Source organism: Variovorax sp. Varisp41, from assembly GCF_047325085.1.
Classification (GTDB): Bacteria; Pseudomonadota; Gammaproteobacteria; order Burkholderiales; family Burkholderiaceae_C; genus Variovorax.
In genome coordinates this window covers 329,607-355,505 of sequence record NZ_CP168540.1, presented here as the reverse complement: position 1 = coordinate 355,505, position 25,899 = coordinate 329,607, and the positions used below count along the sequence as shown (strand labels likewise).

The window sequence follows — 25,899 nt, the reverse complement described above, 5'->3', positions numbered from 1 at the left end:
ACGCAACATAACGAAAGCCAAGCGGCGGGCTTTTCGCCCGCCGGAAGGCTGCCGCGGCGCGGGCAGGCTCAGGTCTTGACGCCGTCGCGCTCGCGCGCCTCGAGCACGGCCCATTCCTCGTCGGTGAACAGCCGCGAGCGGGTCAGGAAGCGCACGCCCTCGGGCCCCTCGAGCGAGAACATGCCGCCGCGCCCCGGCACCACGTCGATGATCAGCTGCGTGTGCTGCCAGTACTCGAACTGCGGTCCGCTGATGTAGAACGGCATGCCGCCGATGTGGCCCAGCAGCCGGTCGTAGTCGCCGACGATGAACTCGCCCTGGGCATAGCACATGGGCGCGCTGCCGTCGCAGCAGCCGCCCGACTGGTGGAACATCAGCGCGCCGTGCTTCGCGGCAAGCCTGTCGATCAGCGCCAGCGCCGCGTCGGTCGCGGTCACGCGCGGGACTTCTTGTGTCATGGAAAGCCTTCCTTCGGGGATGCACGAACGCCCCGCGCGTCCCGTCTCGGGCCGCGCGGGGCGTGCCTTGCGGCAGGGATCAGAAGAAGCCGAGCTTGTTCTCGCTGTAGCTCACCAGCAGGTTCTTGGTCTGCTGGTAGTGGTCGAGCATCATGCGGTGGTTCTCGCGGCCGATGCCCGACTGCTTGTAGCCGCCGAAGGCCGCATGCGCCGGGTAGTGGTGGTAGCAGTTGGTCCACACGCGGCCGGCCTGGATGCCGCGGCCCATGCGGAAGGCGCGGTTCATGTCGCGGCTCCAGACGCCGGCGCCCAGGCCGTAGAGCGTGTCGTTGGCGATCGCCAGTGCCTCCTCCTCGTCCTTGAAGGTGGTGACCGAGACCACCGGGCCGAAGATCTCCTCCTGGAAGATGCGCATCTTGTTGTGGCCCTTGAACACGGTCGGCTTCACGTAGTAGCCGTCCTTGAGGTCGCCCCCGAGCGCGTTGCGTTCGCCGCCGATCAGCACCTGCGCGCCCTCCTGCCGGCCGATGTCGAGGTACGAGAGGATCTTCTCGAGCTGCTCGCTCGAGGCCTGCGCGCCGATCATGGTCTCCATCTCGAGCGGACTGCCCTGGCGGATCGCGGCCACGCGCTTCAACGCGCGCTCCATGAAGCGGTCGTAGATCGACTCCTGGATCAGCGCGCGCGAGGGGCAGGTGCAGACCTCGCCCTGGTTGAGCGCGAACATCGCGAAGCCCTCGAGCGCCTTGTCGAAGAAGGCGTCGTCCTTCTCCATCACGTCCTCGAAGAAGATGTTGGGCGACTTGCCGCCGAGCTCGAGCGTGACGGGGATCAGGTTCTGGCTCGCGTACTGCGAGATCAGCCGGCCCGTGGTGGTTTCGCCGGTGAAGGCGATCTTGCCGATGCGGTTGCTCGAGGCCAGCGGCTTGCCAGCTTCCACGCCGAAGCCGTTGACCACGTTGACCACGCCCGGCGGCAGCAGGTCGCCGACGATCTCCATCAGCACCAGGATCGACACCGGCGTCTGCTCGGCCGGCTTGATTACCACGCAGTTGCCGGCCGCGAGCGCGGGCGCGAGCTTCCACACCGCCATCAGGATCGGGAAGTTCCACGGGATGATCTGGCCGACCACGCCGATCGGCTCGTGGAAGTGGTAGGCGAAGGTCTCGTGGTCGATCTCGCTGATGCCGCCTTCCTGCGAGCGGATGCAGGAGGCGAAGTAGCGGAAGTGGTCGACCGCCAGCGGCAGATCGGCCGCGGTGGTCTCGCGGATCGGCTTGCCGTTGTCCCAGGTCTCGGCGGCCGCGAGCACGGCCAGGTTCTCCTGCATGCGGTCGGCGATGCGGTTGAGGATGTTCGCGCGCTCGGTGGTCGAGGTGCGGCCCCAGGCGGTCTTGGCCTTGTGCGCCGCGTCGAGCGCGCGGTCGATGTCGGCGGCGCTCGAGCGCGGCACCTCGCAGAAGACCTGGCCGGTCACCGGCGTGATGTTCTCGAAGTACTGGTTGTCCACCGGCGCGACCCATTCGCCGCCGATGTAGTTGCCATAGCGCTTTTTGAACGGCACCGTGGTACCGAATTTGCCCGGTTCGAGCATGTCCATGCGTGTCTCCATTGCGTTGACGGCGCCGCGACATGCGGCGTCCCGCACGAAGATCTGCAAGGCCCGTACCCGCCGGCCTCGGTGAAATCCCCAGCATGCCGGCCCAGGGCAAGGCCCTGTCGCAAGGGTTTTCTTTCGCAATCTGCGACATATCCGTGCGAACACGACGGTTAGCATGTCGCGAAAAGCGAACCGGTGCGAACCGGCGCGCACCCCGAACCGACTGGAGCCGTGGATGACCGACTCGCAATCGCCCTCGTCGCAGGTGGAACAGGCCCGGGAGCTCTTCTTCGTGCAGGGCCGCGACCCGGAGCCCTGGATCGCGCCGCACATCTCGCGTTCGTGGCGCCGCAGCCGGCCGGTCGATCCGCGCGGCGGCGACTGCGAGCCGATGGCGCTGGCGCTGCTGCGCGAGCGGCGCGAGCAGGCGATGCGGCTGCTCGACTGCGCCCAGCCCGAGCTCGACGGACTGGCCGAGCACGCCACCGGCAACGGCTGCGTGGTGGTGCTGTCGGACGCCAGCGGCCTGATCCTCGACGAGATCGGCAGCCCCGACTTCCTGCCCAAGGCCGAGCGCCTCGCGCTGCGGCCGGGCGCCGGCTGGTCGGAGCATCAGCGCGGCACCAACGCCATCGGCACCGCGCTGGCCGAGCGCGAGGCGCTGATGGTGCTCGGCGGCGAGCACTACCTGGCGCGCAACGGCACGCTGGGCTGCGCGGCGGCGCCGATCTTCACCGGCCGCGGCGAGGTGGCGGGCGCGCTCGATATCTCGGGCGAGACGGTGCGCGTCAACAGCCATGCGCTCGGGCTGGTGCGCATGGCGGCGCAGCAGGTCGGCCACCGCATGATGCTCAGCGAGGCCAGCGGCCACCTGCTGCGCTTCCATCCGCGGCCCTCGCTGATCGGCACCGCGCGCGAAGGCCTGATGGTGATCGCCGACGGCCGCATCGTCGCGGCCAACCACGTGGCCCTCGAGCTGTTCGGGCGCTCGTGGCAGGAGCTGCTCGACCTCGATGCCGCCACCTTCCTCGGCCGCGACTGGGCACGCATGGAGCGCCGCCGCAGCCTGCTCACGCTGCCGGGCGGCCGCCAGATCGCGACCGTGCTCGAACGCTCGACCCGGCCCGGCGAAACGCTGTCGCGCGGCGCGCGGCGCCAATGCACGCCCGAGGATTCGGCCGCCGCGCCGCCGCCCGACGACGTGCAGCCGCTGCTCGAGCGCGCGGTACGGGTGCTGAACCAGGGCGTGCCGGTGCTGGTGAACGGCGAGACCGGCAGCGGCAAGGAGGTGTTCGCGCGCCGGCTGCATGCCGCGAGCCGGCGCAGCGCGGGGCCCTTCGTCGCGGTCGACTGCGCCTCGCTGCCCGAGACCCTGATCGAGGCCGAGCTGTTCGGCTACGAGGACGGCGCCTTCACGGGCGCCCGCCGCCGCGGCGCGCCGGGCCGCATCCGCGAGGCGCATGGCGGCATGCTGTTCCTCGACGAGATCGCGGAGATGCCGCTGGCACTGCAGACGCGGCTGTTGCGCGTGCTCGAGGAGCGCACGGTGCGCCCGCTCGGCGGCGGCCAGGGCGTGGCGGTGGATTTCGACCTGGCCTGCGCCACGCACGGCGACCTGCCGGCGCTGGTGGCGGCCGGTCGCTTTCGCGCCGACCTGATGTACCGCGTGGCCGGCTTCACCGTGGCGCTGCCGCCGCTGCGCGAGCGCGCCGACCGGCATGCGCTGATCGCGCGGCTGTTCCTCGAGTCGGGCGGCGCCGCGCGCGAGCTGCGGCTGGAGGACGAGGCGCTCGAGGCGCTCGCGGCCTGCCCCTGGCCCGGCAACGTGCGCGAACTGCGCAGCGTGCTGCGCTCGATGGTCGCGCTGGCCGAGCCCGGCGACGCGGTCGGGGTCGATGCGCTGCCGGCGAGCCTGCGCGCGATGCCCGCGACGGCGGCCGCCTCCGTCCGGGACGGTGCGAACCCCGCCTTCGGCAGCCCACCGCCGCTCGTGACCATCACGCGCCAGGCGATCGCGCAGGCGCTGCAGGACTGCGGGCACGACGTGGCCGAGGCCTCGCGCCGGCTCGGCATCCACCGCAGCACGGTCTACCGGCACCTGGCGCGCGAGCGCGGCCGGCGGCCGGCGGACTGAACGGCGGCAGGTAGATTCCCCGCGCGCGCCACGCCTTTCGTTATGTTTTTTAAAATATAGCGTATCGCTCGCTGTCCATCCGCTGCCCCCTCCACGCTTCCGTGTTCCCCATGATCAGCACCACCCCTCTCCACGGCCTGCTCGCGCTCGCCGACGAGCGCCACCTGGGCCGCGCGGCCCCGGCCCGCCCCATGTCGCCGGCCGAGTTCGCGCAGGCCCTCCAGGCGCTCGAGGCCGAGTACGGCCATGCCTTGCTGCGCACCTCCGAGCCGTCCGTCGAGCGCAGCCAGCGCTTCGAGGGCTTCACGCCGCAGGGCGAGCAGGTGCTGGCCTGGGCGCGCGGCTTTCTCGCGCAGAGCGAGGCCCTGCGGCAAGAACTCCAGGCCTCGCGCACCGAGGCCGCGCTGGCGCCGCTGCTCGAGCGCCGCTCGGTCTCGCCCAAGCGGCTGCGCCCGCCCGCGCCCACGGCCGAGCACATCGACGCGATGCTGCAGGCGGCATTGCGCGCGCCCGACCATGGCGGCCTGCATCCCTGGCGCGTGATCGAGTTCCGCGAGGCGCAGCGCGCCGCGCTGGCCGAGCGCTTCGAGGCCGAGAAGCTGCGCCGCGATCCGCTGGCCTCTGCCTCCGACCGGCGCCGCGCGCGCGAGCATGCGACGCGCCCGCCCGCGCTGCTGGCCTTCGTGGTCGTGCCGCGCGCGCGCAGCAGGGTGCCGGCGCGCGAGCAGTGGCTGGCCGCCGGCGCCGCGCTCGGCAACCTGCTGAATGCCGCGCACCAGCTGGGCTTCGGCGCGATCGTGCTGAGCGGCGAGCGCTGCTTCGATCCGGTGCTGGCCACCGAACTCGGCGTGCGTCCCGAGGAGTTCCTCGCGGGCTTCGTGAGCATCGGCAGCGTGGCCGAGGCACCGCCCGCGCGCGATCACGCGCTGCCGGGCGAGGTCTGGTCGGCCTGGACGCCGCCAGGCGTGCCCACGCCCTCCCCCGACGTCACCCACTCCGACCCGTCACGATGAGCACCCTCCCGACAAGCCGCACCGAAGCCACTGGCACGAACTTCTCGCTGGCCGCCATGCAGCGCGCACGCGCGCTGTCGCAGCTCGCGGTGCGCCGCATCGCCTCGGCCGTGCGGCCGGGCATGACGCAGCGGCAGGCCTGCGATCTCGCCACCGCCACCCTGCAGAAGCTGGAGATCGAGCGCAACTGGCATCCGGTCATCGTGCGCTTCGGCGAGGACACGCTCAAGACCTTCCGCGAGGCATCGGATCCGGCGCGCGTGCTCGGCGAGCGCGACATCTTCTTCATCGACATCGGTCCGGTCTGGGACGGCCACGAGGGCGACGCGGGCGACAGCTTCGTGGTCGGCGACGACGCGCGGATGGCGGCCTGCGCCGAGGCCGCGCGCACGCTGTGGCACGAGGTCGCCGCGCGCTGGCGCGCCGACCGGCTCAGCGGCCAGGCGCTCTATGCCTTCGCCGCCGAGCGCGCGCAGGCCATGGGCTGGCGCCTCAATCTCGACATCAAGGGCCATCGCGTCTGCGACTTCCCGCATGCGATCTACCAGGCCGGGCGGCTCGGCGATTTCGGCCTCTGTCCCGCGACCGGGTTGTGGATCCTCGAGATCCAGATCGCGCATCCCGCGCTGCCCTTCGGCGCCTTCTACGAAGACCTGCTGATCGCCGACGACGCGGCACGGCCGGCCGCGGGCGGGGCAGCCACGGAGCAACTGTTCTCGTACGGCACGCTGCAGCTGCAATCGGTGCAGATGGCCACCTTCGGCCGGCTGCTGGCCGGCCGGCTCGACCAGTTGCCCGGCTACCGCCTGGAGCGGCTCGCGATCCGCGATCCGGCCGTGGTCGCGACCAGCGGCAAGAGCCATCATCCGATCGTGGTGCCCACGGGCCGCGCCGAGGACGGCGTCGACGGCGCGGTGTTCGCGATCACGCCGGCCGAGCTCGCGCTGTCGGATGCCTACGAGGTCGAGGACTACCGGCGCGAGCGGGTGCGGCTCGCTTCGGGCCTCGAGGCCTGGGCCTATGTCGACGCGCGCGGCCAGCCCCGCTGAGGCTGGCGCGCGCGCGGCTGCCGCTCAGGGCGTGTCCGCCGCGAACACCTCGATCGCGACCAGGTTCGACACCGAGCGACCCTGCTTGACCTCGCCCGGCACCACGAGGCGCGCGACGCCGTTCGCGCCGAGCCCCGCGCCGTTCATGTCGTAGGCGATGAGCGCGCCCTTGTTGCCGAAGCCCGGATCGATCTCGCCGAGCGAAACCGCGGCGCGGTAGCCGTCGCTGCCGGTGGCCACGGCATACATCGACAGGCTGGGGTTCTTGCCCGCGGGCAGGCGCAGGCCCAGGCTGTTGAGCAGCGTCCAGAGGCTGACGCCGGTGTAGACGTTGGCGCCCACGGTCTGGGTGACCGGCACCATCGCCTGCAGCGCCTTGAGGTCGAAGCTCAGCGGCGTGGTGACCGCGCCCGACACCGCGAAGCTCGCGGACACCCCGCCGCCCGTGCCGGCGGCGGTGGCGGCCGAGGGCTGCACCCGCAGCCGCACGAGTTGGGAGACGTAGCGCCCGCCCTTGATGTCGCCCGGCGCGGTGACGCGGAACGGCCCGTCGGCCGCGGCCAGCGGCCCCGAGCCGGCGCCGGTGGTTTCGGCATAGGCCACGATCGCCGGCTTGTTGCCGAAGTCGGGGCTCAGCTCGCCGAGCGCGAACACCACGCGGTAGCCGTCGGCGCCGGTGGCCAGCACGTGGCGGCTCAACAGGTCGTTCTTGCGCGTGGCGTCGACCTGGAGGCCCGCGTCGGACAGCAGCGACCATAGGCTGGTGCCGGTGTAGGTGCGGGTCTGCGGCGTGCTGCCGCTGTTGAAGTTCACCGTCTGCGTGAGGGCGGCGCGCGCGGCGAGGTCGGCCTCGGCGTAGTCGGCGGGACGGTCGATGGCGCCCTCGAGCTTGACCGTGGGCGCCGGCGGCGCGGGCGGCGGCGGCGGAGGGGGAGATGGCGGTGCCGGCGCGGGCGCGGGAGGCGGCACGGTCGGCAGGAACACCGCGCCATCGCCACCACCGCCGCAGCCGGCGACCACGACCACCACCAGACCGGACATCACGCCCGCGGACCAATGTTTCATATCCACCTCGTCTCCATGTTTTTCGATATGTTTATTCTTACATAGCGAATTCATTCGAATCCAATAGCTCTATTCGTATGCGATTCATCACTGTGCATGTATGGATACGGCGAAGGGCCGATCTCCGCCGCGACTGAACAGCGTGCGCCCTTGCCCGTCCCTTCATCAGGCGAGAGACTTCGCCCTTGCCCTCACTTCCGGTCCCCGCATGCCCTCCGACGCCGCCCTGCCCGCTTCCGGCCTCTCGGCCGTGCCCTCCACATTGCGCATCCCGCTGGCCGCGCGCGCCTTCGGCGATGCGATGTTTCCGCGCCTGGCGATCGGCGACGCGAGCGCGGCGCGCCTGCTGGCCACGCTCGAGGACCAGGCTCCGCCGCTGCCGCGCGACCGCGCCACGGTCTACGGCGTGCTGGCACGCACGCGCTGCTTCCGCGCGCTCGCGCGCGACTTCCTCCAGGCGCATGCCGGTGGCCATGTGGTCAACCTCGGTTGCGGCCTGAGCCACTACTTCCAATGGCTCGACGACGGCCGCTCGCGCATGACCGACGCCGACCTGCCCGAGGTGCTCGCGGTGCGCCGCGCGCTGATGGCCGACGACGAGCCGCGCCACGAGGTGCGGCCGCTCGACCTCACCGCCCCCGGCTGGTGGGACGGCCTCGGCCTGCCCGCGCGCGACGGGCCGCCGGTGTTCCTGTTCTCGGAGGGCGTGCTGATGTACCTCGAGCCCGCGCAGGTCGAGGCCGTGTTCGCGACCTTCGGCGAGCGCGCGCCCGCGGGGTCGGTGCTGGCCTTCGATGCCATGTGCTGGCTCGCCACCGGCCGCGCGCACCGGCATCCCTCGGTGCGGCCCACGGGCGCGCAGTTCCGCTGGGGCCTGCGCCGGCCGGCCGAGCTGGCGCGCGCGCATCCGCGGCTGCGGCTCGCGGGCATCCATCAGGTGATGGCCGGCTATGGCTTTCCGCACGGAATGCTGTCGCGTGCGATCGGCGCCGTCTTCGGCGTGCCGATGTATGCGGTGTATGCGCTGCATGCGGCGGGCTGAGCGCGACCCGATACACAAACGCACAATTTCGTCGCATCGCCGGCCTTGTCCGGCGGCGTTTGCGCGGAATGGCTGACGCGCCGCGGGCCGCCGCGCGGGCAAGCTCCAGTCTCGTCCCGCCCACCGAACCTGCGCTTCCCGGCACAGGCCGGTGCCTTCACGACGGAGGAGTTTCGCGCTGCATTAGGATCGCCCGGCCGTCGCGCCGGCGCCTGCTCTCCTTCGTCCACTCCCCGGAGTTCGCCCGAACTCGCCAAAGCCATCGCAACCCTCAAGAAAACAATGCTTGATCGCCGATCCTTCCTTGCCGCCGGCAGCGCCGCCGCCGCCCTCGCCGCCCTCGGGCTGCCCGCCGAAGCGCTGGCCGCCAACGGGCTGCAGCTGAGCCAGCCCCGGCCCTTCTCGTTCGACAACCTGATCGCGGAGGCCAAATCCCTCGCCGGCAGGCCTTATGCCGCGCCGGCGCCGCTCGCGCCGCAGGTGCTCGACAAGATCGACTACGACGCGCACGGTAAGCTCAAGTTCGACCCGGCCAACGCCCTGTTCCGCGACGGTCCGGGCGCCTTCCCCGTCACCTTCTTCCACCTCGGCCGCTTCTTCCAGACGCCGGTGCGCATGCACGTGCTCGAGAGCTCCGACGGCGACGGCTTCGCGCGCGAGGTGCTCTACAGCCCGTCGTACTTCTCGATGCCGGCCGACAGCCCGGCGCGCGCGCTGCCCGAGGGCGCCGGCTTCGCGGGCTTCCGCCTGCAGGAAAGCCGCCTGGGCGACCAGAGCAAGCTCGACTGGCAGAAGAACGACTGGGTCGCCTTCCTCGGCGCCTCCTACTTCCGCGCGATCGGCGAGCTCTACCAGTACGGCCTGTCGGCGCGCGGCATCGCGCTCGAGGTGGCCGTGCCCGACCGGCCCGAGGAATTCCCGGCCTTCACACGCTTCTATTTCGAGACGCCCGCGCCCGGCAACACGACTTCGATGACGGTCTATGCGCTGCTCGAGGGACCGAGCGTCACCGGCGTGTTCAAGTTCGTGATGCAGCGCGGCAAGGCCGTGATCATGGACATCGACTCGCGCCTGTTCCTGCGCCGCGACGTGGCGCGCCTGGGCCTGGTGCCGCTGACCTCGATGTACTGGTATTCCGAGACCGCCAAGCCCACCGCGATCGACTGGCGCCCCGAGGTGCACGACTCCGACGGCCTCGCGATCTGGAACGGCGCGGGCGAGCGCATCTGGCGCCCGCTCAACAACCCGACGCAGACGCGCGCCTCGGCCTTCGCCGACACCGCGCCCAAGGGCTTCGGCCTGCTGCAGCGCGACCGTTCCTTCGATCACTACCAGGATGGCGTCTACTACGAGAAGCGCCCGAGCCTGTGGGTCGAGCCGCTGGGCAACTGGGGCGAGGGCTCGGTGCAGCTGATCGAGATCCCGACCGACGACGAGATCCACGACAACATCGTGGCCTTCTGGGTGCCCAAGGCCGATGCCAAGGCCGGCGCCAGCTACAACCTCAAGTACCGCCTGCACTGGACCGACCAGGAGCCCTATCCCTCGCCGCTGGCGCGCTGCGTGGCGACGCGCATCGGGCGCGGCGGCCAGCCGGGCCAGCCGCGGCCGCCGGGCGTGCGCAAGTTCATGGTCGAGTTCATCGGCGCGCCGCTCGCCAACATCCCGTTCGGCGTCAAGCCCGAGCTGGTGCTCACGGCCTCGCGCGGCAAGTTCTCCTACATATTCGCGGAGGCCGTGCCCAACGGCGTCACCGGCCACTGGCGCGCGCAGTTCGACTTCACGGCCGAGGGCAACGAGCCGGTCGACATGCGGCTGTACCTGAAGAACGGCGACCAGACGCTGACCGAGACCTGGCTGTACCAGTACCAGCCGGGCTGAGGCCATCCGCCTTCGATCGGCGGCACGCGTGGCAGCGCTCGGGGCCATCGGCCGATTGTTGGCGATTCGTGAATAAACAAGTGACGCGCGGCATCTTGGTCCGCGCGGGGGTGGCACCCAAACTTCCTTGCGTTGTCAACGCCGCGTCGCGGCATCACCCAAGGAAAGAAGTCATGTCCACCTCTTCGCTCAAGCTCGATGGAAAGATCGCCCTCGTCACCGGCGGCACCAGCGGCATCGGCCTGGCCACCGCGCAACGCTTCGTGGCCGAAGGCGCCCACGTCTTCGTCACCGGCCGCCGCCAGGCCGAGCTCGACGCGGCCGTGAAAGCCATCGGCCGCAACGTCACGGGCGTGCTCGGCGACGTCTCGAAGCTCGACGACCTCGACCGCCTCTACGACACCATCCGCGCGCAGAAGGGCCGGCTCGACGTGCTGTTCGCCAACGCGGGCGGCGGCAGCCTGGTGCCGCTGGGCCAGATCACCGAGGAGCATTTCGACAAGACCTTCGGCATCAACGTGCGCGGCCTGCTGTTCACCGTGCAGAAGGCGCTGCCGCTGATGGGCAAGGGGTCGTCGATCGTGCTGAACGCCTCGATCACCAGCATCAAGGGCACGCCGGCCTTCAGCGTCTACAGCGCGACCAAGGCCGCAGTGCGCAGCTTCGCGCGCAGTTGGGCCGTGGACCTGAAGGACGCCGGCATCCGTGTCAACGCGGTCAGCCCGGGCGTGGTGCCGACCCCGGCCTACGAGCTGCTGGGCCTCACACCCGAACAGGTCGAGGGCTTCATCGAATCGCAGGCCCAGGCCATTCCGCTGGGCCGCGTCGGCACGCCCGACGAGATCGCCAAGGCCGTGGTGTTCCTGGCCTCGGACGACAGCAGCTTCGTCAATGCCACCGAGTTGTTCGTCGATGGCGGCATGGCACAGATCTGAAGCTCAGCGCTTGGTCACCGAGATCAGCTCGATCTCGAAGTTCAGCGTGGCATTGGGCGGAATCACGCCGCCCGCGCCGCGCGAACCGTAGGCGATCGACGGCGGGCAGGTCAGCTTGGCCTTGCCGCCCGGCTTCATCTTCTGCACGCCCTCGGTCCAGCACGGGATCACGCCGTTGAGCGGGAACTCGGTGGGCTCGTTGCGCTTGTAGGAGCTGTCGAACTCCTTGCCCGAATCGGGGAAGGTGCCGCGGTAGTGCACCTTGACCACGTCGGTCGCGGCCGGCGAGGCGCCCGTGCCTTCCTTGAGCGACTGGTAGATCAGGCCGCTGGCCGTGGTGACGGGCGCGGACTGGGCCCACGCGGCGGACACGGCGCAGAAGGACACGAGAGCGGCACAGAACAGGGACTTCACGGGATACCTCGAGGGAATGGTGGGAAAGGGCCGATTATGGCCAGCGCGCATGAAGCGCCAGCGCCCCCGGTGGAACGGCCCTTGCTTCGCGGCGGGGGTACTGTCAACATCCCCCGAGAGAGGAACTCCCATGCCTTCCACCGAAGCGAGTTCGGCGATGCCCGCCCACGGCGGCACCGGCCACCTGAAGAAAGTGCTCGGCCCGCTGCAACTGTGGGGCATCGCGGTCGGCCTCGTGATCTCGGGCGAATACTTTGGTTGGAGCTACGGCTGGAACACCGCCGGCACGCTGGGCTTCCTGGTCGCCACGGTGCTGGTGGCGACGATGTACACCACCTTCATCTTCAGCTTCACCGAACTCTCGACCGCCATCCCGCATGCCGGCGGTCCTTTCGCCTACGCGCGCCGTGCCTTCGGCCCGCATGGCGGCTTCGTGGCCGGCTTCGCCACGCTGATCGAGTTCGTGTTCGCGCCGCCGGCCATCGCGCTGGCGATCGGCGCCTACCTCAACGTGCAGTTCCCGGGCATCAACCCGAAGTGGTTCGCGCTCGGCGCCTACGTGATCTTCATCGGCCTCAACTGGATCGGCATCGGCATCGCCGCGGCCTTCGAGCTGTTCGTCACCGTGCTCGCGATCTTCGAGCTCTTGGTGTTCATGGGCGTGGTCACGCCGGGCTGGTCGATGGCCAACTTCGTGGCCAACGGCTGGGCCGGCGGCAGCGTGCTGAACGGCGCGGCCATCGCGGGCATCTTCGCCTCGATCCCGTTCGCGATCTGGTTCTTCCTCGCGATCGAGGGCGCGGCCATGGCGGCCGAGGAAGCGCGCGATCCGCACCGCACGATCCCGATCGCCTACACCACCGGCATCGTCACGCTGGTGGTGCTGGCCTTCGGCGTGATGATCTTCGCGGGCGGCGTGGGCGACTGGCGCAAGCTCGCCAACATCAACGACCCGCTGCCGCAGGCCATGAAGGCCGTGGTGGGCGACAACAGCGGCTGGCTGCACATGCTGGTGTGGATCGGCCTGTTCGGGCTGATCGCCTCCTTCCACGGGATCATCATGGGCTACTCGCGCCAGATCTTCGCGCTGGCGCGCGCCGGTTACCTGCCGCGCTACTTCGCAGGCCTGAGCCCGCGCTTCGACACGCCGCACCGCGCGCTGCTGGCCGGCGGCGTCGTCGGCGTGGTGGCAATCTTCAGCGACGAATGGGTGCAGTTCGGCGGCCAGACGCTCACGGCCAACATCGTGACCATGGCCGTGCTCGGCGCGATCGTGATGTACCTGGTCTCGATGGCCGCGCTGTTCAGGCTGCGCCGCACCGAGCCCGCGCTGCCGCGCAGCTACCGCGCGCCCTTCTACCCGGTGTTTCCCGCCATCGCGCTGGGCCTGGGCCTGGTGTGCCTCGGCGCGATGGTGTGGTTCAACCCGATGCTCACCCTGCTGTTCCTCGTGCTGATGGCGCTGGCCTACGGCTACTTCCTCGCGACCTCGGCGCAGCGCCGCGCGGCCGCGCCCGACGAGATGCTGTCGGCGCCGGCCTCCACGCCCGCCGCCTGATCGAACGATGCGCTACCGCACCACCATCGCCGGCCAGGGCTTTTCCTTCGACGACCTGCGCCAGGTCATGGCCGCGGCCAGCCCCGCGCGCTCGGGCGACTACCTCGCGGGCATCGGCGCGGCCACCGCGCAGCAGCGCATGGCCGCGCGCCACGTGCTGGCCGACACGCCGCTCGCGCAGTTCCTCAACGAGGCGCTGATCCCCTACGAGAGCGACAACATCACGCGGCTGATCATCGACGGGCACGATGCGCAGGCCTTCGCGCCGGTCTCGCACCTCACGGTCGGCGACCTCCGCAACTGGCTGCTGTCGGAGCAGGCGGACACCGCGGCGCTCACGGCCCTCGCGCCGGGCCTCACGCCCGAGATGGTGGCGGCGGTGTCGAAGCTCATGCGCAACCAGGACCTGGTCTCGGTCGCGAAGAAGTGCAACGTGGTCACGCGCTTTCGCGACACCATCGGCCTGCCCGGCCACCTCGCGGTGCGGCTGCAGCCCAACCATCCCACCGACGACCTGCGCGGCGTGGCCGCCTCCACGCTCGACGGCCTGCTCTACGGCGCGGGCGACGCGGTGATCGGCCTGAACCCGGTGTCCGACAGCCTGCCGGTGCTCGGCCGCCTCCTGCACATGCTCGACGAACTGATCCAGCGCTTCGAGATCCCCACCCAGAGCTGCGTGCTCACGCACGTCACCAACACGCTGCGGCTGGCCGAGGCCGGCGCGCCGGTCGACCTCGTGTTCCAGTCGATCGCGGGCACCGAGAAGGCCAACCTCTCGTTCGGCGTCACGCCCGAGCTGCTGGCCGAGGCCCACGACGCCGCGCAGTCGCTCCAGCGCGGTACCGTCGGCGACAACCTCATGTACTTCGAGACCGGCCAGGGCAGCGCGCTGTCGGCCAACGCCAACTTCGGCGTCGACCAGCAGACCTGCGAGGCGCGCGCCTATGCGCTGGCGCGCCGCTACAAGCCGCTGCTCATCAACACCGTGGTCGGCTTCATCGGCCCCGAGTACCTGTACGACGGCAAGCAGATCATCCGCGCCGGCCTCGAGGACCACTTCTGCGGCAAGCTCATGGGCCTGCCGATCGGCTGCGACATCTGCTACACCAACCATGCCGAGGCCGACCAGGACGACATGGACAACCTGCTGGTGCTGCTGGGCACCGCAGGCATCAACTTCATCATGGGCATCCCGGGCGCCGACGACGTGATGCTCAACTACCAGAGCACCTCCTTCCACGACGCGCTGTTCCTGCGCCAGACCCTGGGCCTGAAGCGCGCGCCAGAGTTCGAGGCCTGGCTGCAGCGCATGCAGATCACCGATGCGGCCGGGCGGATCGCGCCGCCCTCCTCCAACCGGCTGCTGGCCGGCATGGGGGCCCTGTCGGCGCTGTCTTCATGAGCGACGCTGTCACGCCCAACCCCTGGGGCCAGTGGCGCTCGGCCACGCCCGCACGGCTCGCGCTGGGCCGCGCCGGCGCCGGCATGCCGACCGACGAGACCCTGCGCTTCGGCTGGGCCCATGCGATGGCGCGCGACGCGATCCATGCGGCGCTCGACGTCGATGCGCTCGAAGCCGCGCTGCGGCACGACGGCTGGCGGACCGTGCGTGCCCGCAGCCGCGCCGAGGACCGCGCCACCTACCTGCGGCGGCCGGACCTGGGACGGCAGCTCGATGCCGGCGACGCGGACCGGCTGCGCGCCGGCGCGAATGCGCCGGTCGACGTCTGCATCGTGATCGGCGACGGCCTGTCCTCGCTCGCGGTCGCGCGCCACGCGGCGCCGCTGCTCGCGGCGCTGCGCCCTCACCTGCCGCCCGATACCCGCTTCGCCCCCGTCGTCATCGCGACCCAGGCGCGCGTCGCGCTCGCCGACGAGGCAGCCGAGCTGTTCGGCGCCACGCTCTCCGTGATGCTGATCGGCGAACGGCCCGGCCTCAGCTCGCCCGACAGCCTCGGCATCTACCTGACCCACGCGCCGCGCAAGGGCCGCCACGATGCCGAGCGCAACTGCATCTCGAACGTGCGGCCCGAAGGCCTGTCGTACGAGCTCGCCGCCTTCAAGCTGACCTGGCTGATGCGCGAGGCGCTGCGGCGCGGGCTCAGCGGCGTGGGGCTCAAGGACGAGAGCGATCTGGCGGTGCTGGAGGCGGGTGGTGGGTCGCAGGCGCTGCCAGGCGCGTAGCCACCGGGCCGGCGTGCCTATGATGGCGCGCAGAACCACCCGGAGACACCATGACCACCCGCTACCCCCTCGCCGAACTCGCCGACCTGCCCGAGGACATCCGCACCGCCATCCTCGCGGTGCAGGAAAAGGCCGGCTTCGTGCCCAACGTGTTCCTCGCGCTCGCGCGCCGGCCCGCCGAATGGCGCGCCTTCTTCGCCTACCACGACGCGCTGATGCTCAAGGAGGAAGGCTCGCTGACCAAGGGCGACCGCGAGATGATCGTGACCACCACCAGCGCGGCCAACCAGTGCCTCTACTGCGTGGTGGCGCACGGCGCGCTGCTGCGCATCTACGAGAAGAAGCCGCTGGTGGCCGACCAGGTGGCCGTGAACTACCGCAAGGCCGACATCACGCCGCGCCAGCGCGCGATGCTCGACTTCGCGATGAAGGTCTGCGAACGCTCGCACGAGATCGACGACAGCGACTTCGCACCGCTGCACGCGCACGGCTTCGACGACGAGGACATCTGGGACATCGCGGCGATCACCGCTTTCTTCGGCCTGAGCAACCGGCTCGCGAGCTTCAGCGGCATGCAGCCGAATCCCGAGTTCTTCCTGATGGGGCGACTGCCGCGCGAGAAAAAGTAGATCGGGATCGAAGGCCCGATCCCGAATCCGTTACCCCTTCTTGCCGCGGCACGACGCCAGCATGTCGAGCCCCGGCTTGTAGGTCGGCGTATTCACGTCCATCACACCGAGCACCGTGTGGTAAAGGTTGTCGTGCGTCAACGGCGTGTCGAGCCCGGCTTCCATGCACGAACGCGAGAGCTGGCGCCGCGCATCGAGCCCCTCGCTGAACCAGGTGACCATCGGCACATGCTTCTGCGCCTCGGGCGCGAAGCTGTAGGGCACGCCGTGCAGGAACAGGCCGAACTCGCCCAGCGATTCGCCGTGGTCGCTCACGTAGAGCAGGCCCGGGTCGTACTGCTTCGACTGGCCCTTGAGCCAGTCGATGGTGCGGCCGAGGAAGCGATCGGTCTGCGCGATCGAGTTGTCGTAGACGTTCATCAGTTCGGTGTGGCCGCACTCGGCGAGCGCATTGGTCTTGCACTCGGGCTGGAAGCGCTTCATGTCGGCGCCCGAGCGCTTGTAGTAGGCGGGCCCGTGGCTGCCCATCTGGTGCATCACCAGCACGACGCCCTTGGCGCGGCGCTCGGCCGGCAGCGCGGCGATGCGCGCATCGAGGCCCTCGAGCATCACGTCGTCGAGGCACTCCTCGCCGTCGCACAGCGCGCTCTTGGTGGCGGGCGGCAGGTTGTCGAAGGCCGAGGCATTGGGAATGCGGGCACAGACGCCCTTGCAGCCGGCCTGGTTGTCGAGCCAGAACACGGCCAGCCCGGCGGCCTGCAGCACGTCGACCAGGTTCTCGTAGTCGTCCTTGCGCGATTCGTAGCCCTGCTTGCCCAGCGGCGAGAACATGCAGGGCACCGAGGCCAGCGTGTTGGTGCCGCAGGAATAGACCTCGCGGTAGCTCAGCACGCCGCGCTTCGCGAGCTCGGGCGTGGTGTCGCGCGCATAGCCGTTAAGGCCGAAGTGATCGGCGCGCGCGGTCTCGCCCACCACCACCACGAACAGCGGCGGCTTCTGCTGGGCCGCGTAGCTCGCGCCCAGCGTGGTGCCCGCGGTGATCGGGATCAGCTTGCCGCTGCGCTTGAACAGCGGCTTGATGAACACCGCGCCGGTCGAATAGAGGCTGGCGATCGGGTTCATCATGTAGCGCAGGTGCACGTTGTTGCGCATCAGGGGCGCCAGCTGCCGGTTCATGGCGACGGCCGCGACCAGCGCGACGACCACCATGAGCAGCAGCAGCACGGCGTTGCGCCAGAGCTGCGACAGCCAGCGCATCGGCACGATGCGCGCGAACCACAGCACGACGCCGACCGGCGCGATCACCACCAGCAGGTTGAAGCCCATGCGCCAGCTCAGCAGGTCGCGCGCCTCGTTGGGATCGGTCTGCAGCACGTTGGCGATCATGGTCGGATCCATGACCACGCGGTACTCGAGCATGTAGTGCTGCACCAGCGCCGCCAGCACGGCCACCGCGAACCACAGGGGCTTCATCCAGCGCGACCAGGCGGTGAACGAGAGCATGGCCACCGTGCCGCAGAAGCTCAGCAGGCTCATCGCGGCGATGGTCGGCAGGTAGGTGCTGGGGGCGCCGCCGATACGGGCCAGCTCGTTCCACAGCGGCCAGTTGGCGGCCACGCCCAGGTACAGGGCCAGCCACAGCACCAGTTGCCGGGCCGATCGCGGCCGCTCCAGCCATTGCCGCACCGTCTCCCACGAGGATGCGGGCGCGGGGCCCGGCGAGGGTTCGGAGATCGATGGGATGCCGGACCGGAGCGGCGCGGGCTCTATGCGCGTGACAGACATGCGACAAATATAGGAAGCGGGCCTGAAAGGAGCCTGAACTCGAAGTTCAGACGGCGTTCAGGCCTGCTGCAATGCAACAACGTCCGCGGAGCGGCGGGCGCGACGGACCATGGTGTCGATGGCGAGGCCCACGGTCCAGCAGACCCAGCCGCTCCAGAGGGTATGGCTCATGTAGTGGGCGCCGCGCAACTGCTGCGTCACGCCGAGCAGCAGGCCGCCGATCAGCGCGACGGCCAGCCATGTCGAGGCGATTCGAGGGGAGACGCGCCGCAGCACGAAGTAGCCCCCCAGGTAGGCGAAGGCGGTGGAGGCGTGGCCGGCGGGGAAGCAGCCGCCCGGGCCGCCGTCGCGCACGCCCCAGGACCAGTGCGAGACGTAGTGCGCCATGCCGCCGAACTCCTGCAGGTCCCAGGGGCAGCTCGTATGGCTCGCATGCTTGAACAGGCTGACAGCGAGCACCGAGGCCAGCACCGTCAGCGCGAGCTGCGCCCGGCTGGCGCGGTCGAGGCGCCGCAGGAAACCCACGGGCCAGCGGATCGCGAGGAACAGCCCGATCACCAGCGCCCAGCTCAGGTTCTTGGCGCCGGTGTGCATCACCTGGACCAGGAACGGGTTCTCGCGCAGCGGAAAACCCATCGGCGTGCCCATCCAGCGCGCCAGCGGCAGGTCGGCGCCGCTGGCGTCCCAGAGCAGCAGCAGTGCGAACGAGATCAGGGTCCAGGCGCCGAGGCGGAGGTTCGGAAAGCGGCGAGTCATCGAGGAAAAAGCGGCCATCGGCAAAAATGGGTGCCAGCCTAGGCCGCGCGAATGAACCAGGGCTGAAGCCACATGAACCGAAGCTGAAGCCATCTGAGCGCCAGCTGACCGCGTCCCGGACGCTAGACTGCGGCTTTCCCACCGAATCCGAGGAGTGCCACCGCGTGCGCATACTGCTGGTCGAAGACGATGTGGCGCTGGCGGACGCGGTCTGCGGCTACCTGCTGGCCAAGGCCTTCGTGGTCGACGTGGCGCCGAGCCTGGCCGATGCGCGCGGCGCGCTGCTCTCGGTGCAGTACGCGGCCGTGCTGCTCGATCTGCACCTGGGCGACGGCGACGGCCTGTCGCTGCTGCCGCAGGTGCGCGCGCTGCGCGAGCCGCCGATCGTCATCGTGCTGACCGCGCGCGACCAGGTCACCGACCGCATCCGCGGGCTCGATGCCGGCGCCGACGACTACCTGATCAAGCCCTACGACCCGGCCGAGCTGCTGGCGCGGCTGCGCGCGGTGGAACGCCGGCGCAGCGCCAGCAACTCGCCCGTGCTGCAGCTGGGCACGCTCGAGATCGACATCGCGCACGACCGCGTGCGCCGCGACGGCCAGCCCGTCACGCTGACGCAGAAGGAGTGGGCACTGCTGCGCGTGATGGCCACGCGGCCCGAGCGCATCCACACGCGCGAGAACCTCGCCGATGCGCTCTACGGTTTCGGCGACGAAGCCGACAGCAACACGCTCGAGGTCTTCATCAGCCGGCTGCGGCGCAAGCTCGGCCGCAGCCACATCCAGACCCTGCGCGGGCTCGGCTACCGGCTTTCGGCCGACGAGGAGGAATAGCCGATGACCGAAGCGGCGCGACCTCGCGCGCGCAGCGAGCGCGACACCCTGGCCGGCCGGCTCACCCGCACGCTGATCCTGTGGGTCGGCGGCGTCTGGCTGCTGTGCGTGTTCGCGGTGGTCTGGTATGTGGACCGCGAGATCAACCACAACTTCGACAACGAACTGGTCGAGGTCTCGCACCGCATGTTCGCGATGGCGGTGCAGGAACTCGAGAAGCTGCAGCACCCCGGCGAGGAGGCGCCGCGCGCGCCGCTGATCGCGCCCAAGCAGCTGTTCTCGGAGGACGCGGTGATCTACCAGATCGTGGACCTGCACGAGCACGTGCTGCTGCGCTCGGCCGAGGCCCCCGAGGACACCTTTGACGTCCCGCTCGCGGCCGGTTTCGCGAACAACCCGAACTGGCGCATCTACACGGTGCGCCATCCCACGCTGGGCCTGTTCTTCCAGGTGGCCGATCCGCTCGACGAGCGCCGCCGCGCGCTCAACCGCACGCTGTTCGGGCTGATCATCCCTTTCGGCGCGGTGCTGCCGCTCTTGGCGCTGGTGCTGCGCAACGTGGCGCGCACCGAGCTGCGCGTGCTGCAGCAGCTCACCGGCGAGATCGAGAAGCGCAGCGGCGCCGACCTGCGCCCGATCGCCCTGCCGAACCTGCCGCGCGAGCTGCGCACCGTCGGCGACCACGTCAACCTGCTGCTGCAGCGCCTGTCGCATTCGCTCGACGTCGAGCGTGCGCTGGCGGCCAATGCCGCGCACGAGCTGCGCACGCCGCTGGCGGCCGCGCGGCTGCGGCTGCAGACCGCGCTCGAACACGACCTGCAGCGCAACGACGTGCAGGCCGCGCTCGACGCGCTGCGCACCCTGAGCCACCGCGCCGAGAAGCTGCTGCAGCTCTCGCGCGCCGAGTCGGGCGCCTCGTTCGCGCGCGAGCGGGTCGACCTGGTGCAACTGGCCGGCACGGTGGCCCAGGAGTTCTGGCAGGACCCTCAGCATGCCGAGCGCCTCGCGCTCAAGGTGCCCGACAGCGTGGCGCCGGTGGCCCTGGGCGACGTCGACGCGCTCGCGATCGCGCTGCGCAACCTGGCGGAGAACGCGCTGCGCTACGGCGGCGACGGCCGCGTCGTGATCGAGGTGATGGCGCCCTGCGTGCTCGCGGTGCGCGATGCCGGCCCGGGCGTCAACGCCGAGCAGCTCGCGACCTTGCGCGAACGCCATGTGCGCCACAGCTCCGACCGCGCCGGCTACGGCCTGGGCATCTCGATCGTGAGCACCATCGTCGAGAAGCACGGCGCGAAGCTCGAGCTGGCTTCACCGCCGGCGGGCGCGGCCCACGGCTTCGAGGCGCGGATCGTGCTGCGGCCGGCCAGAGGGCCGGCGCCGGCCCTCAGTCGCTCACCAGCGCGCGCAGCCAGTCGGGCAGCGCCAGCGCCTTCTGCTTCGGGAAGTCGACCCAGATCGTGGTCGCCCCTCCGGCCGCGCAGATCACCTCGGGCTGGTCGGCGCGCGCCATCGTGGCCCAGCTCTCGAAGGTGGTGCGGCCCGGGTCGCTCACGTACATCCTGAGCAGCACGTTGCCCGGGTACTCGATCTGGCGGTAGAAGTTGCAGAAGGCATTCACGATCACCATGCCCTCGCCGCCGGGCTCGGGTTCGAAGCCGATCGAATGCATCCAGTCGATGCGCGCGGTCTCGAGGTAGCGGAAGTAGCTGGCATTGTTGAGATGGCCCATCGCGTCCATGTCGCCCCAGCGGATCGGGATCGACATTTCGTAGACCAGTTTCTTCTTCTCGGGGATTTCGATTCTCATCGGTGGGCCTTGATCGAGGCGAGGATGCCGAGGACGAACAGCAGCGCCGCCACCAGCTCGGTGGCCTGCGGCCAGCGGCCGTCCCAGACGAAGGAATAGACCAGCGCGAACAGCGTCTCGCTCACGATGAGCTGGCCGCAGAGGCTGGCCGACAGCCGCTGGCTCGCGAGGTTCCAGAGGATGGTGGCGAGCCACGAGGAGCCGAAGCCGCCCGCGAGCGCCAGCACGACGAACAGCAGGCCATCGGGCTGGGCCCGCAGCGCCGCGAGCTCGCTGCCGGCCACGAGCCAGAGGCCGATGGCGCCCAGGCCGGTGGCGATGCCGAGCCAGTTGGCCCAGTCGGCCGCGTGGATCTCGGTGTGGCGCTGCAGCCAGGCCGCGTTGAGCAGGCCGTAGACGGTCCAGCTCGCCATCGCGCCGAGCGAGAGCACGATGCCCCAGGCGAAATGCCCGCCGCCGTGCGCACCGCCCTGCCGGGCCGACCATGCGCCCCAGATCATCAGCGCGATGCCGGCGCCGGTGAGCAGCAGGCCGGGCAGCAGCGCGGCCATGCGCAGCCCCGGCGGGCGGCCCAGCAGCATCATCCAGACCGGGATGGTGCCGATGATGAGGCTCGGCGCCTCGGTACCCGCGGCCACGATGCCGAAGGCCAGCAGCAGGTAGTAGCCGCTGAAGCCCAGCACGCTGAGGCCGAGCGCGGCCAGCGCCTGGCGCCCCGTGGGCCAGCGCCGCGCCGCGGGCCGCGCGAACACGGCCAGCGCCGACACGGCACCGAAGACGGCGAAGCGCGCCGAGACGATGTCGACCATGGCGAAGTGCCCGACCATGCGCGGCACGACGAACACCAGCCCCCAGAGCGCGCCCGCGCCCAGGCCGGCCGCGATGCCGATCCAGGCGCGCGGGCTCAGAGCGCGAACCCGTCGTCGGCCGCGATCACGGCGCCGTTCACGAAATGGCTCTGGCCGCTGGCCAGCAGCACGATCAGGCCGTCGAGATCCTCGGGCTTGCCCACGCGCTTGCGCGGCAGCATGCTCACGAGCTTGGCGCCGCCCTCGGTGCTCCAGTGCGATTCGTTGATCTCGGTCTCGATGTAGCCCGGGCACAGCGCGTTGACGTTGATGCCGAAGCGGCCCCATTCGAGCGCCATGGCCTTGGTCATCTGGATCAGCGCGGCCTTGCTCATGGCGTAGACGCCGATCTGCGGCAGCACCTTGAGCCCGGCCACCGAGGCGATGTTGACGATGCGCCCGCCGATGTAGGTGCCCGGCGCCGCGCCCTTGGCGCGCGCCAGCATGCGCTTGCCGACCTCCTGCGCGACGAAGAACGAACCCTTGAGGTTGGCGTCGAAGATGAAGTCGTAATCTTCAGGCGTCACGTCCTGCAGCCGCTGGGTGGTGCTCACGCCCGAGTTGTTGACCAGCACGTCGATGGCGCCGACCTCGGTCTCGGCGCGCGCCACCGCGGCCTTGATGCTGGCCATGTCGGTCACGTCGAGCTCGACCACGTGGGCGTCGCCGCCCTCGCCCTGGATGCGCGCGCGCAGCTCCTTGAGCTTGTCGACGCGCCGGCTCGCGAGCACCACGGCGACACCCGCGCGCGCCAGCGTTTTCGCGAACTGCGCGCCGAGGCCGCTCGAGGCGCCGGTGACGAAGGCCACGCGGCCCGAGAGATCGATGCTGTACGCCATGGAGTGCTGTTCCTGTGGAGTCGCCAAGGCGACGTGAAAACACGGGCGACACGCCCCGCGGGGCGGCCCGTGGCGCCCGCATAAAATGCCCGGCAGCCACGAAGCGCCAGTGCCTCCCATCATATCGACGAGACCCCCATGACCCACGACGAAATCCTTGCCCAGTACGGTCCCCGCGAAGCCATGGAGTACGACGTCGTCGTCGTCGGTGGCGGGCCGGCCGGCCTTTCGACCGCGATTCGCCTGAAGCAGCTCGCCGCCCAGCACGAGAAGGAGATCTCGGTCGTGGTGCTCGAGAAGGGCTCGGAGCCCGGCGCCCACATCCTGTCGGGCGCCATCATGGACCCGCGCGCGCTCAACGAGCTGCTGCCCGACTGGAAGGAACTCGGCGCGCCGCTGAACCAGCCCGTGACCGACGACGCGATGGTGTTCCTCGGCGAGAAGGCCAGCCTGCGCACGCCCAACGCCTTCCTGCCCGACTGCTTCCAGAACCACGGCAACTACATCATCAGCCTCGGTGCCTTCACCAAGTGGCTGGCGCAGCAGGCCGAGAACCTCGGCGTCGAGATCTTCCCGGGCTTCCCGGCCGCCGAGGTGCTCTACGACGAGAAGGGGGCCGTGCGCGGCGTCGCCACCGGCAACATGGGCGTCGGCAAGGACGGCGAGCCGACCGAGAACTTCCAGCTCGGCATGGAGCTGCTGGGCAAGTACACGGTGTTCGCCGAGGGCGCGCGCGGCCACCTGGGCCGCCAGCTGATCGCCAGGTTCAAGCTCGACGAGGGCAAGGACCCGCAGACCTACGGCCTGGGCGTCAAGGAGGTCTGGGAGATCGATCCCAAGCGCCACGAGCCCGGCTTCGTGCTGCACACGGCCGGCTGGCCGATGAAGAGCGACACCTACGGCGGCGCCTTCCTCTATCACATGGAGGACAACAAGGTCACCATGGGCTTCATCACGGGCCTGGACTACAGCAACCCGTACCTGAGCCCGTTCGAGGAAATGCAGCGCTGGAAGCTGCACCCCAACATCCGCTGGTACCTCGAGGGCGACGAGGCCAAGGGCATCAAGCCGGCCAAGCGCATCGGCTATGGCGCGCGCGCGATCACGGCCGGCGGCCTGCAATCGCTGCCCAAGACGGTGTTCCCGGGCGGCGCGCTGGTCGGCTGCGAGGCCGGCTACCTCAACGTGAGCCGCATCAAGGGCAGCCACGCCGCGATCAAGACCGGCATGCTGTGCGCCGAGGCTGCCTTCGACGCAGTGCAGGCCGGCCGCCAGCACGACGAGCTCACGGCCTACCCGGCGGCCTTCGAGAAGAGCTGGCTGCATGCCGAACTCAAGAAGGCGCGCAACTTCAAGGCCTGGTTCAAGAAGGGCCTGCTGGTCGCGACGCTGATGAACGGCATCGAGCAATGGCTGCTCAAGGGCAACATCCCCTGGACCCTGCGCCGCACCAAGCCCGACCACCAGTACCTGAAGCCGGCTTCGGAATGCCAGCCGATCGCCTACCCCAAGCCCGACGGCAAGCTCACCTTCGACCGGCTCTCGAGCGTGTTCATCAGCAACACCAACCACGAGGAACAGCAGCCGGCCCACCTGACGCTGAAGGACGCGTCGGTGCCGGTCAACGTCAACCTCGCGAAGTTCGCGGGCCCCGAAAGCCGCTACTGCCCGGCGGGCGTGTACGAGTTCGTGCCCGACGAGGCCAGCGCGGGCAAGCAACGGCTGCAGATCAATGCGCAGAACTGCGTGCACTGCAAGACCTGCGATATCAAGGATCCGACGCAGAACATCGTGTGGGTCACGCCTGAAGGGGGCGGCGGGCCCAACTACGTGGGGATGTAAGGTCTGTTCTTCTGGGGCCCTCTTCGGAGGGCCTTCTTGTTTTCGTTCGGGGCGCGTGCACAGGACAGCGGGTACTTCCCTCCGCGAATGTCCCCCGGCCTTCGGCCTCCTCCTTGATTTCGCTGCGGGGGTCAGGCGAAGTAGGTGGCTACCTCGTCGGCCGTGAGGAAGCGCACTACCGTCACCTGTGGCTTCTGCTCCGAATGGAAGGCCTGGTTGAAACCGTTCCAGCCGCGCGCGGGCTTGTCCTCGGTCTCCAGCGCGACGAGCACCAGCCTTCCCTGCCGGCGCGCGTTCTCGCGCAAAGTCCCCTCGCCCCAGGCCCAGGCCATGCGGTCGACGAGTTCACCACCGGCATAGGCCTTGGCCTGCAGCCAGAGGTACTGCGCCGAATCGCTGTCGCGCGGCTCGTCGTCGGCACCGAGACGATCGGCCAGCGGCTGCCGGATGCCCAGGGTCTTCGCATGCACGCTGAACAGGTCCTGCAGCAGCGAGAAGGCGTGGAAGTTGTTGTTGATGCCGTGGGCACGCACGATCATCCCCGCGTTCGAGGCCGGCAGCAGCACGACCAGCTCGTCCTCGTAGGCCATCTGGGCGGTGCGGTGCAGGAAGTGCAGTTCCTCGAAGGGCAAGGTGCCGTTGACCGACAACGCCTCGATGCGCGCGCACAGTGCCTCGTCGGCCAGCAGCTCGCGATGGTTGCGGACATCGCGCATCAGCATCGCCATCAGCGGCAGCACCAGCAGGTCGACCGCCTGCCGGCTCGCTTCGACCTGCAGGCGCTCGGCCGGCGGCAGTGCTTCGAGCGCGGCTTCGGCGGCGCGCCAGGCGAGGACGTCGGCCGGCTCCTCCTCGGACGCTTCTTCTTCGTCGTCCTCCATCGGCTCCGCGGCGCAATAGGGTGCGAGCGATTCGAGCAGTCGGGCCAGGCGTCGCAGCGCCGCCGGAAACAGCAACCGCGGATCGGCGCCGTTCTCCACCAGCCCGCCGCAAAGAATCGCGAACAGCGCGGCACGCAGCGGATGCAGGTCGGGCAGCAGCGCGGTCGCGGCCTCCAGCACCTCGTCGCCCGTGCCCTCCTTCACCGTCGCGCGGTAGAAGTCGGACACCGCATCGCGATCGAAGAAGGTCGCCTGGGCATCGAGGTCGTCCTCGTGCTGCACGGGCAGGCGCAGGGTCGCGAGAAAATCTGGGGGCAGCGCTTTCATGCGCGAGAGGGTAGCGCAG

At 70.0% G+C, this 25,899-nt stretch carries 22 protein-coding genes and 1 pseudogene; 13 read left to right on the top strand and 10 right to left on the bottom strand.

Features of this window, described 5'->3' with window-relative positions:
• Nucleotides 1–68 precede the first annotated feature (68 nt).
• Nucleotides 69–458 (bottom strand): DUF779 domain-containing protein, encoded by a 390-nt coding sequence (locus ACEN9J_RS01500; RefSeq protein ID WP_057597437.1) that lies wholly within the window; start codon nt 456–458, stop codon nt 69–71.
• 79 nt (nt 459–537) lie between these two features.
• Nucleotides 538–2,058 (bottom strand): aldehyde dehydrogenase, encoded by a 1,521-nt coding sequence (adh, locus tag ACEN9J_RS01495; RefSeq protein ID WP_413763095.1) that lies wholly within the window; start codon nt 2,056–2,058, stop codon nt 538–540.
• 235 nt (nt 2,059–2,293) lie between these two features.
• Here adh and ACEN9J_RS01490 point away from each other — a divergent pair, with 235 nt between their 5' ends.
• From ACEN9J_RS01490 to ACEN9J_RS01480, 3 genes are all read left to right on the top strand, one after another.
• Nucleotides 2,294–4,192, top strand: a complete 1,899-nt coding sequence (locus ACEN9J_RS01490; protein WP_413763094.1) for a sigma-54-dependent Fis family transcriptional regulator — start codon at nt 2,294–2,296, stop codon at nt 4,190–4,192.
• 110 nt (nt 4,193–4,302) lie between these two features.
• Nucleotides 4,303–5,205 (top strand): nitroreductase family protein, encoded by a 903-nt coding sequence (locus ACEN9J_RS01485; protein WP_413763093.1) that lies wholly within the window; start codon nt 4,303–4,305, stop codon nt 5,203–5,205.
• Entirely contained in the window at nt 5,202–6,254 is a 1,053-nt protein-coding gene (locus tag ACEN9J_RS01480; protein ID WP_413763092.1) for a M24 family metallopeptidase, read from the top strand. The genes ACEN9J_RS01485 and ACEN9J_RS01480 overlap by 4 nt, the downstream gene beginning before the upstream one ends.
• Nucleotides 6,255–6,278: 24 nt before the next feature.
• On the opposite strand, the gene ACEN9J_RS01475 is transcribed toward ACEN9J_RS01480, so the two are convergent.
• Nucleotides 6,279–7,319, bottom strand: a complete 1,041-nt coding sequence (locus ACEN9J_RS01475) for a molybdopterin-dependent oxidoreductase (RefSeq protein WP_413763091.1) — start codon at nt 7,317–7,319, stop codon at nt 6,279–6,281.
• A 208-nt stretch (nt 7,320–7,527) separates the two neighbouring features.
• Here ACEN9J_RS01475 and ACEN9J_RS01470 point away from each other — a divergent pair, with 208 nt between their 5' ends.
• The 3 genes from ACEN9J_RS01470 (at nt 7,528) to ACEN9J_RS01460 (ending at nt 11,177) form a co-directional block, all read left to right on the top strand.
• A complete protein-coding gene (locus tag ACEN9J_RS01470; RefSeq protein ID WP_413763090.1) occupies nt 7,528–8,361 on the top strand; it encodes a class I SAM-dependent methyltransferase in 834 nt (277 codons plus the stop codon).
• Between the two features lie 282 nt (nt 8,362–8,643).
• Nucleotides 8,644–10,242 (top strand): glucan biosynthesis protein, encoded by a 1,599-nt coding sequence (locus ACEN9J_RS01465; RefSeq protein ID WP_413763089.1) that lies wholly within the window; start codon nt 8,644–8,646, stop codon nt 10,240–10,242.
• Between the two features lie 173 nt (nt 10,243–10,415).
• Nucleotides 10,416–11,177 carry a glucose 1-dehydrogenase gene (locus ACEN9J_RS01460; RefSeq protein WP_093344831.1) on the top strand — a complete coding sequence of 254 codons (762 nt, stop codon included), beginning with the start codon at nt 10,416–10,418 and terminating at the stop codon, nt 11,175–11,177.
• A gap of 3 nt (nt 11,178–11,180) precedes the next feature.
• Here the strand turns inward: ACEN9J_RS01460 and ACEN9J_RS01455 are convergent, their stop codons facing one another.
• The gene (locus ACEN9J_RS01455; RefSeq protein ID WP_057597061.1) at nt 11,181–11,591 is read right to left on the bottom strand and encodes an FKBP-type peptidyl-prolyl cis-trans isomerase; all 411 of its coding nucleotides are present in this window, start codon (nt 11,589–11,591) and stop codon (nt 11,181–11,183) included.
• A gap of 130 nt (nt 11,592–11,721) precedes the next feature.
• Between ACEN9J_RS01455 and eat the strand changes: the two genes are divergently transcribed.
• The 4 genes from eat to ACEN9J_RS01435 are packed head-to-tail and all read left to right on the top strand — an operon-like array spanning nt 11,722 to nt 15,962.
• Nucleotides 11,722–13,149, top strand: coding sequence for an ethanolamine permease (gene eat / locus ACEN9J_RS01450; protein ID WP_057597062.1), 1,428 nt, complete (start codon nt 11,722–11,724; stop codon nt 13,147–13,149).
• 7 nt (nt 13,150–13,156) lie between these two features.
• A complete protein-coding gene (locus ACEN9J_RS01445) occupies nt 13,157–14,551 on the top strand; it encodes an ethanolamine ammonia-lyase subunit EutB (RefSeq protein ID WP_413763088.1) in 1,395 nt (464 codons plus the stop codon).
• Nucleotides 14,548–15,333 (top strand): ethanolamine ammonia-lyase subunit EutC, encoded by a 786-nt coding sequence (gene eutC, locus ACEN9J_RS01440; protein WP_413763087.1) that lies wholly within the window; start codon nt 14,548–14,550, stop codon nt 15,331–15,333. Before ACEN9J_RS01445 ends, eutC begins: the two co-directional genes overlap by 4 nt.
• Before the next feature lie 50 nt (nt 15,334–15,383).
• Nucleotides 15,384–15,962: a peroxidase-related enzyme gene (locus ACEN9J_RS01435; RefSeq protein WP_093344841.1), complete on the top strand. Its 579-nt coding sequence runs from the start codon at nt 15,384–15,386 to the stop codon at nt 15,960–15,962.
• 30 nt (nt 15,963–15,992) lie between these two features.
• Here the strand turns inward: ACEN9J_RS01435 and ACEN9J_RS01430 are convergent, their stop codons facing one another.
• Together ACEN9J_RS01430 and ACEN9J_RS01425 are read right to left on the bottom strand one after the other, a co-directional pair.
• A complete protein-coding gene (locus ACEN9J_RS01430) occupies nt 15,993–17,747 on the bottom strand; it encodes a phosphoethanolamine transferase (RefSeq protein ID WP_413763086.1) in 1,755 nt (584 codons plus the stop codon).
• Between the two features lie 57 nt (nt 17,748–17,804).
• Nucleotides 17,805–18,521 carry a phosphatase PAP2 family protein gene (locus tag ACEN9J_RS01425; protein ID WP_296737125.1) on the bottom strand — a complete coding sequence of 239 codons (717 nt, stop codon included), beginning with the start codon at nt 18,519–18,521 and terminating at the stop codon, nt 17,805–17,807.
• A gap of 146 nt (nt 18,522–18,667) precedes the next feature.
• On the opposite strand from ACEN9J_RS01425, the gene ACEN9J_RS01420 reads away from it, so the two are divergent.
• Together ACEN9J_RS01420 and ACEN9J_RS01415 are read left to right on the top strand one after the other, a co-directional pair.
• Nucleotides 18,668–19,336 carry a response regulator transcription factor gene (locus ACEN9J_RS01420; protein WP_057597068.1) on the top strand — a complete coding sequence of 223 codons (669 nt, stop codon included), beginning with the start codon at nt 18,668–18,670 and terminating at the stop codon, nt 19,334–19,336.
• A 3-nt stretch (nt 19,337–19,339) separates the two neighbouring features.
• A pseudogene (locus tag ACEN9J_RS01415) lies at nt 19,340–20,701 on the top strand (sensor histidine kinase); the annotation flags it as partial.
• Nucleotides 20,702–20,720: 19 nt separating this feature from the next.
• On the opposite strand, the gene ACEN9J_RS01410 reads toward ACEN9J_RS01415, so the two are convergent.
• The 3 genes from ACEN9J_RS01410 to ACEN9J_RS01400 form a co-directional block, all read right to left on the bottom strand.
• Nucleotides 20,721–21,143, bottom strand: coding sequence for an acyl-CoA thioesterase (locus tag ACEN9J_RS01410; protein ID WP_057597070.1), 423 nt, complete (start codon nt 21,141–21,143; stop codon nt 20,721–20,723).
• On the bottom strand, nt 21,140–21,970 hold the full coding sequence (locus ACEN9J_RS01405; RefSeq protein ID WP_413764530.1) for a DMT family transporter: 831 nt from the start codon (nt 21,968–21,970) through the stop codon (nt 21,140–21,142). The genes ACEN9J_RS01410 and ACEN9J_RS01405 overlap by 4 nt, the downstream gene beginning before the upstream one ends.
• Nucleotides 21,971–22,047: 77 nt before the next feature.
• Nucleotides 22,048–22,830, bottom strand: coding sequence for an SDR family oxidoreductase (locus tag ACEN9J_RS01400; protein ID WP_413763085.1), 783 nt, complete (start codon nt 22,828–22,830; stop codon nt 22,048–22,050).
• Between the two features lie 138 nt (nt 22,831–22,968).
• Here ACEN9J_RS01400 and ACEN9J_RS01395 point away from each other — a divergent pair, with 138 nt between their 5' ends.
• Complete coding sequence (locus tag ACEN9J_RS01395; protein WP_057597073.1) at nt 22,969–24,672, top strand: electron transfer flavoprotein-ubiquinone oxidoreductase; 1,704 nt, start codon at nt 22,969–22,971, stop codon at nt 24,670–24,672.
• A 131-nt stretch (nt 24,673–24,803) separates the two neighbouring features.
• Here the strand turns inward: ACEN9J_RS01395 and ACEN9J_RS01390 are convergent, their stop codons facing one another.
• Nucleotides 24,804–25,880: a hypothetical protein gene (locus tag ACEN9J_RS01390; protein WP_413763084.1), complete on the bottom strand. Its 1,077-nt coding sequence runs from the start codon at nt 25,878–25,880 to the stop codon at nt 24,804–24,806.
• Between the last annotated feature and the right edge of the window lie 19 nt (nt 25,881–25,899).